This is a genomic window from Bacillus sp. 123MFChir2 (genome assembly GCF_000383235.1).
In the GTDB taxonomy this organism is placed as follows: Bacteria; Bacillota; Bacilli; order Bacillales; family Bacillaceae_G; genus Bacillus_A.
On sequence record NZ_KB911000.1, the window covers coordinates 1 to 8467 of the forward strand.

Below are 8467 nucleotides of genomic sequence, written 5' to 3' on the forward strand. Positions count from 1 at the left end.
CGTTCCCGTGCTATTTGGCACAACATCAAATGCGGTGTTCAATCAGTTGTTCACAGCTATGATTGCCTACGTTTTACTAAAATTTCTTCACGTAAAAGGTAGTAAGAAAAAACATATCAAACCGTTGTCATTCGCAGGTTTCACACGCCTGTTTCTTTGTGATACTCTGCCGTTTGAGTGGAGAATTTGTTTGAAAGAAATACTGGCATTCCATCGGCAAATAAGTCAAATGGATACTGTATAATTTTGGTTAATCAACACGTGTGATACCTTTTATCTTTATTGTTCATTTTACATGATAACTCTATATCCATACAATAAGAGGAAGAGGGGGTTATATTAAAATGCAGACTAAAAATGATTCCACTGGCTCTTACAAATGGGTTATTTTATTGATCGCAACTATTTCACAAACATTTGCTACGTTTGTTACGTATGGAATTGGTCCTTTAGCTTCTTTATGGCAGCAAGTGCATCACCTATCTCAGCTTCAAACCGGGCTACTTGTATCGGCTGTAAACATTGGACCGATTTTCTCAATGCTATTTTTTGGAAACTTAATGGATAGGTACGGTGAGAGATGGATTGTCGGTGCAGGTTCTATCTTACTCGGAGCAAGTATGTTATTTGCCTATCCAGTCACCAATTACACATATCTAATTGTTATTTTATTATTTGTAGGAATATGGTATGGAACGGCACAACCTGGGGGCAGTAAAGCTATTGTAAAGTGGTTTCCTCCTCAGCGCAGAGGACTTGCTATGGGAATTCGTCAAACTGGAATTCCGATTGGAGGCGCTTTAGCTTCTAGTACGCTTCCTTTCTTTTTTTATGAATATGGTCTCCCTTCCGTAATTCTTGTGCAAGCGGTTGCATCTATTAGTGGCGGCTTACTGTTCATCCTATTCTATCGAGATGAGCATTCCTCTGTTCAAAAAACGGAAACAATGCCACTCCTTACAAAGTTAAAGAAAGTACAAGGGAACTATTCTCTCTACCCTATCTTTTGTATCGGAATAACAATGATGTCCTTACAAATGGTTCTTGTTGCCCATTTCATGAGTTATCTTACAAATGAAATTCATATAAATCTCCATCATGCTGGAACATTATTAAGCGTAGTATTGCTAGGTGGAATGATTGGGAGGATCCTTTTAGCTTGGGCTAGTGATACTGTATGTAAAGGAAATCGTGTCCTTCCATTACAGATAACTATTTGTATCACTGTCTTATTACTCCTATGTATGAGCTATATCATATCTTATATGACTTTTTGGTTACTCGTAATCTTATGTTTCTTTCTTGGTTTCTTTACGATTGGGTGGTTTAGTTTATTTATCATTTTAGTTTCAGAAAAATCAGATCCGCAATTTATCGGTTTAACCGTAAGTTTTGCTTTAACGTTAAATCAATTTGCTATTGTACTTGCACCTGCGCTATTTGGTATTCTTGTTGACTATCTGCATAGTTATACTATTCCGTTTAGCATCTTAGCTCTTCTTATTGCTTTGAGCGGAATCTGGTTAACTATTACCCAATATCGTAACAAACAATTACGTATTCAAAAATTCTTATCAGTTTAATAAATTTATAAAATGGTGTACTATTCGAAACTAGCAACACGCCCTTTAAAAATGAACTGTACCTCAAAAATTAAACTCTTTTAGTGTCTATGATTCGGGGTACAGTTCATTTATTTGAGTATGTGTCTTTTTAATTATGATATATATTCCAAGAATTCGTCCAAAGATGAAAATATTATTTCAGGTTCCCAATCATCAGCACCGTGCATTGCAGTCATTACAGGGTATTTTTTATTGTCTATGTCTATAAAAATTGGATCCCCTAAATCCTCATCATACCCAATAACATACCAGGTTTCTTTCCAATCGCCTTCATTTTTCCCTGTTAAGGAATTCCCCTCTTTATCTACACTATACCCTAACTGAGCTTCTTCAAATTCTTCTCTTGAAAAAAGGTGAATTGATATAGTTTCCATTTCAGGTTCATCTACTTCAACCTCAACATCATGACTTTCTAGTTGTTCTAGCTTACTAAAAATTAACTCTAAATCATTATTTAACACAATAAATCCCTCCGCTAGAATGATAGTTATTATTTTAGGTAGATTATATCATTTATTTCTAAAATTCTCGTATGAAACCCTTAATCTTAGATGAAATTAGCCGAAACTTAGAAAAAGAAAATGTTCCTCGTGTTAAAATAAATATCAAAAAGATTATAGAAAATGAAGACAAAATATTTTTATAATCTATAAAATAAATCCTATTCGAAGGTTGGTCAAAATGAAAAAAAAAGATTTTTTAGTGATAGATGGTACGGTTCAAATTCACGGAAGCAGCATCGATGAATACGTTGATTTTATTAATACACATAACTATACAAGTGTCTACATTAACGATCTTAAATATAAACTGACACACGTTAATTTTCTCAAACACTGTCCTCAAATAGAGAAATTATCTATTGGAAGCTCATATATTACGGATTATTCAGAACTATACAGATTAAAAAACTTAAAATCTTTATCACTAGATGAACTAGAGGTACCTCTAAATTTGGCGGAACTAGAGAGTTTTACAAATTTAGAAACCCTTTATATCCAATGGAACAAGAACATTACAGGATTCGAATACTGTCCTAACCTGAGAAAACTGTTAATTTGGAAATACAAACCAAAACAAAAAAATCTTGAAGACCTGGCATCTTTAACAAACCTTGAAGTATTAACAATTACACAAGGGAATATTAATTCACTAAAGGGATGCGGTGCATTTCCTAAACTAACTAAGCTAGAAGTCAATTATTTAAGAAATCTAGAATACATTGATGAAATTGAAAAAAATTCAACAACCTTAAAGTGGATTGAATTTGACAAATGCAGTAAGATAAAAAATCACAGTTATGTTGCTTGTTTAACAAAGTTAGAAACTCTTATCTTTTCTAGTTGTGGAGACATACAAAATTTGCAATTTGTTAAGGAACTTTTAAAATTGAAACACTTAAGTTTCGTTGATTCAAATATTGTAGATGGAAATCTAGAACCTTGCATCGGAATTGATTTTGTGGGATTCAATAACAAAAGACACTATAGTCATACATTTGAAAAACTGAACCCAGAATACGCCAATAATCTTCCCTGTTTTTAAATAAAAATTTACGAAAAGTCTAGGTCATCCTATTAATTATTCTAAAATAGAAGCAAGAATACTACCATTGATTGTGCCTTGAAATGAAAAAAGAACACATATTATAATTGTTTAATATGTGTTCTAGATATGTTCGCCTTTGTTTTATAACGTTATATAGCACCTACATATCATTCGATAAAAAGATGATGGAAATCATTTCAAAATTCCTATTCCCATAATTCCCATCATCTCTTTAGTTGTAAGAATCGTAGCAAACTCCTCATGCAAGGTAGCCAGTGAAATAGCATGAATTTCTTCTGCATTATAGTAAATATCATTTGGTCCTTTCATTCCAAATGCAGCTGTAGCATCTGAAATAAGGTATGTATCAAATCCTAAATTACCGCTCATTCTAGTTGTGGTTGAGACGCAATGAGGTGTAGTTAATCCAACTATCACAACCTTTTCAATACCATTTGCACGTAAATATTCTTCTAAGTTTGTCCCTATAAATGCGCTATTTACCTTCTTCTGAATAACAACTTCACCCTCAATTGGCTTTACACTATCTTTAAATTCAGAACCTTCATGACTAGGGTGCATAATAGAATGAATATTATCTGATAGATGTTGAATATGAATAACTGGGTCTTTCTTTTTTCTCCACAACTTTAATAAACTTTCAATGTTTTGTTCTGCTTCAAAATTATTTCGTTTACCCCATTTTTCATGATTAAATGCCTTTTGAACATCAATAATTACTAATGCTGCATTGTCTAATTTATATAACATGTATTTTCCCTCCTCATTGTCTCGAACTCTATTCCCTACTACCAATTTCTTTTTGAACCCTTTTAGGTAACTTTTGAAGGACTAGCTCATAGGAATGAATAATTAACTTCTCCCATAACTCTTTAGGAATATCAGCATCTAAATAAATGGAATTCCAGTGTACTTTATTCAGGTAATATCCAGGAATAATACCCTCGTATGTTTCTCTTAAATATTCTGCACGCTCAGGATCACTTTTCAATGATAGTATATGTTTTCCTGCTGAATCCCCGCCAAACATAGCAAACATTTTACCTCCCACTTGATAACGATCTGCTTGCTATTCTATTTTATAATCATGAATTGCTCCAAGTTGTTTTCGGCAATAATCTTCTAATATATGCTTTTCCATAACTAGACTCCTTATATACAATTTATCACTTCAAGCCGAAACTGTATTTCTCTTAAATCATATGACGACTTGCAATCTGATAAGTATATAATACAAAAGGTTCTTTACAGTTCCAATTGTTTAACTCGTTCTTAACTAACTCTTGATATTTTTTAGAGATATCACTTATCGCATTTCCAACTGATGTCCTTACATACTCACTAGGATCACTTTTCAAATTAGAAAGTACATTTATAGCTTCCTCAGGATTTTCTTTGAAAAATGGTTTCGAAGTCCATACGCGCAATCCTTCTGTAACAGCTCTTCTTACATTTTCGTTCTTATCTGTGAGCCATTCATTTATAACAGGAAGAGCATTTTCATACCCTGTTTTTGAACAAAATATATCAAATGCTTTTGCTAATACCTCTTGAGCCCGCCAATCAGGATTTTGGCTGACCTTACATCTTAAAAAATCAAGAGCTTCCATTTTGTATGATGAAATTTCTCCTAATAGGAATATAGAAAAGTACATCTGTTTAGAATTATTCTCTGTTGTATATAGATGCATAGCCTCTGTAAAGATATCTTCCCAATTCTTATCTTTACAAAATTCACTAGCATATTTTCTTAATGTTGGCATGTTCATATCATCTAACTCTAGCAAATTCACCCTCTCCTTTCATACAGCCACTTAAATAAGTTTTAATGTTTCCACATAAAAGTTGCTACTGTGCAGAATACAATATAACCTGTCCTCCCTTTGTTTTAAACCATCGTATGTGGCAGGAAAAAGCCCTGACCGCTACTATGCACGGCCAGACGCTCTCGTCCTCCCCAAAAAAGAAAGGGGGTTTTATGTCGGTTTTTTAATTTGCATTTATATAGTTAACTTCCTGTACTAGTAAATGCACTCAATCCAAATTTCCAAAAACGATAAGCTATAAAACATAGTATTATCGCAACGAGTGGCGTACATAAAGAAACCCATTTATACCCCTTATCAAAGAAATAGGCCGCTGGATAAAAGGCTGTAAAACTATAAGGAATAATAAACGTTAATATAAATGCAATTACTTTATTATAAATCGTAATCGGATATCGCGAAAAGTCACTTAAACTGAATACTGCTGATACAACAGGGAGACTATCTGTCATCCAAAAAGAAAATGTTATAAAAAATAAGTTTAATGCAACAAAGATGAGACCGCTTGATAAAATCATTATAATAAGTATCAGTACATTTCCAAGCGTAATAGCAATATCTAGATTACTAATGGAATAATAAAGAACAATTCCCCCTATGATCAGTTGCCCTATTCCATCTTGTTGAACACGCTCCGCTATAATTTGGAACAGCGGATTAATCGGACGAATTAGCAAACGGTCTAAATTTCCTGTCCGAATGTATTGCCATCCAATCGTCCATAAGTTATCGAAGAAAATATGGTGGATTGCCCTTCCTGCAAAAGCAATACCGTAGATTAAAAGAATTTGATAAAAGTTCCATCCTTTTAAGGTTTCAATATGATCAAATACTACTTTTATAAAAAAGATAGCGGCAAATTGTTGAATGAAGACTGAAGATATTCCTATTAAAAAGTCTACTTTATATTCCATCATCACTTTTAAGTGCTGCTTAAAATAGACAATGTATAAGAATGAGTATCGTTTAAGAGTTTGCAACAATTCACTCACCCCCCAAATATTGTGATTTTCCGGATTGCTAAAGTCCATAAGAATCTAACAAATACTGTAATAATAATTAACCACATGAATTGTGTTGCAATTGCCATATAAGCCTGAGTACCTGATATAGAACCTGTATAAATAGAAACAGGTATATAGACCATAGATTGAAATGGTAAAAACATACTAATTTCTTGAAACCATTGTGGATAAAGCGTTAATGGGACAAGTGCCCCGGAACAAAATTGAATTACAGACTCTCGCAAAAGTCGAAGTCCCCATATATTAACGGTCCAAAAAGCTAATATACCAATAATAAGATCTAATTGCGTTCCAATTAAAATACCGAAAACTACACTTACCGTAAATAATAGAAAAGATTCTAATGATTGCGGGAGTTGAATCCCTACAAACCAAACAGCAAACAGTAACATAGGAAACGTTGTACGCATAGAATTAGAAATTTTTTGTCCTATATCCATCGCTACAAGCTTATCTAACAAATGATATGGCTTCATCAGTTCCAATGCTATGTCACCTTGTTTTATCATTCTCGCTAAATTGTTTCCTACTCCAGATACGTATTGTTCCAATAACAAAGCAATGACCATATAAGTTAGCATATTCGTTAGTGAAAGTGTTCCAACAATTTCTTTATTCTCGTAAACAGCAGTCCAAAAATAATACAACGTACATAATTTAACGATAATCGCAAACGTACCTGCCCAATACCACGCTGCATATGAGGTATCTAGTTTTATCTGCACTTTAAGCATTTCCCAATATTTCTTCAAGGGATTCCTCACCTCCATGCTGATAAAGATCTTTAATAATCGTCTCTAATTTAGGGTTTGAAATTGTCAAATCTGATATTTTATTGTGCTTTGCAAGTTCTGAAAGCACAAATTCCGATGAAACATACTTTGTGTGAAAACTTAACTCTACATGAGATTTATTTTCTGCTTCATTCTTCTGTACCACTATGTAATTTTGTAATGATTCAGGAATCTCAAACTTTGTGAACTCTTCCAATTCTAAAGATAGAATGCGGTTATAAGAAAAACGATCTTTAAGATCTTGTAATTCCCCATCATAAATAATAGACCCTTTATCAATAATAATAATCCGCTGGCAAAGCGCTTCTATATCTTGCATATCGTGAGTAGTTAAGACCACTGTTGCATCCAATTTCTTATTCATTTCCTTAATAAAACTGCGTATTTTTTCCTTTACGTCAATATCTAAACCAATTGTAGGTTCATCTAGGAACACTACAGAAGGTTGATGAAGAAAAGCAGCAGCCAACTCACAACGCATTTTTTGTCCGAGTGATAGCTGGCGAACAGGTAATGGCATTAAATCCCCAAGATCCAGTACATCTTCAAATAAATACAACATTTCCTGATATTTTATTTCTGGAATCTCATAAACATGTTTTAATAGTTCAAAAGACTCTCGCACCGGTATATCCCAAGCAAGTTGTGTTCGTTGTCCAAAAACAGCTCCAATATTTTTAGCATTTTCCTGTCTATTTTTGTATGGAATAATTCCATTTACCTTAATTTCACCAGTATCTGGAGTTAAAATTCCACACAGCATCTTAATCGTAGTTGACTTACCAGCACCGTTGAATCCGATATATCCAACCATTTCCCCTTTTTCAACAGAAAAAGAAATCGGTTTTACCGCCTGCTTATCATAATATTTCCGTTTTACTAAAGCTTTTATTGCACCCATTAAACCTGGTTTTCGCTCTAAAATCTTATAACTTTTCGTAACATTCTTTACTTCAATCATTTATAAATCCCCTACTTCCCCTTTTACAAATTTTAGCTGTTATACAGCCAAAGTATTATAGTAATCAAATAAATCCCTTCATTCTTTTTACACCTGCCTCTCATAAAATAAAGAAAAATTGTAGATTACAAGCTAACATCCTCATCTACGAAAACGTTTGCATAAATAGAAACTAGTATAATTTTACAAGAGCATTTAAATATTATCAACAAATTTAAGTCTATCCGTCATACGGATAATTCCAGTTCAAATTCTATTCAGAATCATGCGTCTTCTCATAATAAAGTGAAACTAACCATCAATGCAGTTTTTTCTTCTTCTGATGTAAAGCCCACCCAATCGGGCTTTTATGGGAAAATGTTGGCTGTTAACAAGTACATATATTCCGTGGAAGAAATAAACATATTTATACTCACCTATTTTCTCCCTTTTGCATAAAATTTAATCACACATCCCATTTTTAAACCAGACTAAAAAAGTTGGTCTAAGTAAAATTTTAAAGTGTAATACCATTTTTTTGACCAAAGAAAGAAAAAACAAACCATACTTTAGGTTTTAAAAATAATAAATATTATCACACGTGTTGATTAACCAAAATTATACAGTATCCATTTGACTTATTTGCCGATGGAATGCCAGTATTTCTTTCAAACAAATTCTCCACTCA

Annotated in this window: 8 protein-coding genes and 2 pseudogenes; 3 read left to right on the forward strand and 7 right to left on the reverse strand. The window is 33.1% G+C overall.

What is annotated here, in order from left to right:
- Positions 1-244, forward strand: a pseudogene (locus H280_RS26675) (IS4 family transposase); the annotation flags it as partial.
- Positions 245-344: 100 nt separating this feature from the next.
- A complete protein-coding gene (locus tag H280_RS0122105) occupies positions 345-1583 on the forward strand; it encodes an MFS transporter (RefSeq protein ID WP_020063277.1) in 1239 nt (412 codons plus the stop codon).
- A gap of 134 nt (positions 1584-1717) precedes the next feature.
- On the opposite strand, the gene H280_RS0122110 is transcribed toward H280_RS0122105, so the two are convergent.
- Positions 1718-2086 carry an SMI1/KNR4 family protein gene (locus H280_RS0122110; RefSeq protein WP_020063278.1) on the reverse strand — a complete coding sequence of 123 codons (369 nt, stop codon included), beginning with the start codon at positions 2084-2086 and terminating at the stop codon, positions 1718-1720.
- Positions 2087-2306: 220 nt separating this feature from the next.
- Between H280_RS0122110 and H280_RS24190 the strand changes: the two genes are divergently transcribed.
- Entirely contained in the window at positions 2307-3170 is an 864-nt protein-coding gene (locus H280_RS24190) for a hypothetical protein (RefSeq protein WP_020063279.1), read from the forward strand.
- Between the two features lie 195 nt (positions 3171-3365).
- Here H280_RS24190 and H280_RS0122120 read toward each other — a convergent pair whose 3' ends face one another.
- The 6 genes and pseudogenes from H280_RS0122120 to H280_RS0122145 all read right to left on the reverse strand — a co-directional run bounded on the left by H280_RS0122120 (position 3366) and on the right by H280_RS0122145 (position 7800).
- Complete coding sequence (locus H280_RS0122120) at positions 3366-3944, reverse strand: cysteine hydrolase family protein (RefSeq protein WP_020063280.1); 579 nt, start codon at positions 3942-3944, stop codon at positions 3366-3368.
- A 28-nt stretch (positions 3945-3972) separates the two neighbouring features.
- Positions 3973-4335: pseudogene (locus tag H280_RS24195) on the reverse strand (MmcQ/YjbR family DNA-binding protein).
- 52 nt (positions 4336-4387) lie between these two features.
- Positions 4388-4981, reverse strand: a complete 594-nt coding sequence (locus tag H280_RS24200; RefSeq protein WP_020063282.1) for a HEAT repeat domain-containing protein — start codon at positions 4979-4981, stop codon at positions 4388-4390.
- A gap of 221 nt (positions 4982-5202) precedes the next feature.
- The gene (locus H280_RS0122135) at positions 5203-6003 is read right to left on the reverse strand and encodes an ABC transporter permease (RefSeq protein ID WP_020063283.1); all 801 of its coding nucleotides are present in this window, start codon (positions 6001-6003) and stop codon (positions 5203-5205) included.
- Between the two features lie 5 nt (positions 6004-6008).
- Positions 6009-6797, reverse strand: a complete 789-nt coding sequence (locus H280_RS0122140; protein WP_020063284.1) for an ABC transporter permease — start codon at positions 6795-6797, stop codon at positions 6009-6011.
- Positions 6772-7800 (reverse strand): ABC transporter ATP-binding protein, encoded by a 1029-nt coding sequence (locus H280_RS0122145; RefSeq protein WP_020063285.1) that lies wholly within the window; start codon positions 7798-7800, stop codon positions 6772-6774. The genes H280_RS0122140 and H280_RS0122145 overlap by 26 nt, the downstream gene beginning before the upstream one ends.
- Between the last annotated feature and the right edge of the window lie 667 nt (positions 7801-8467).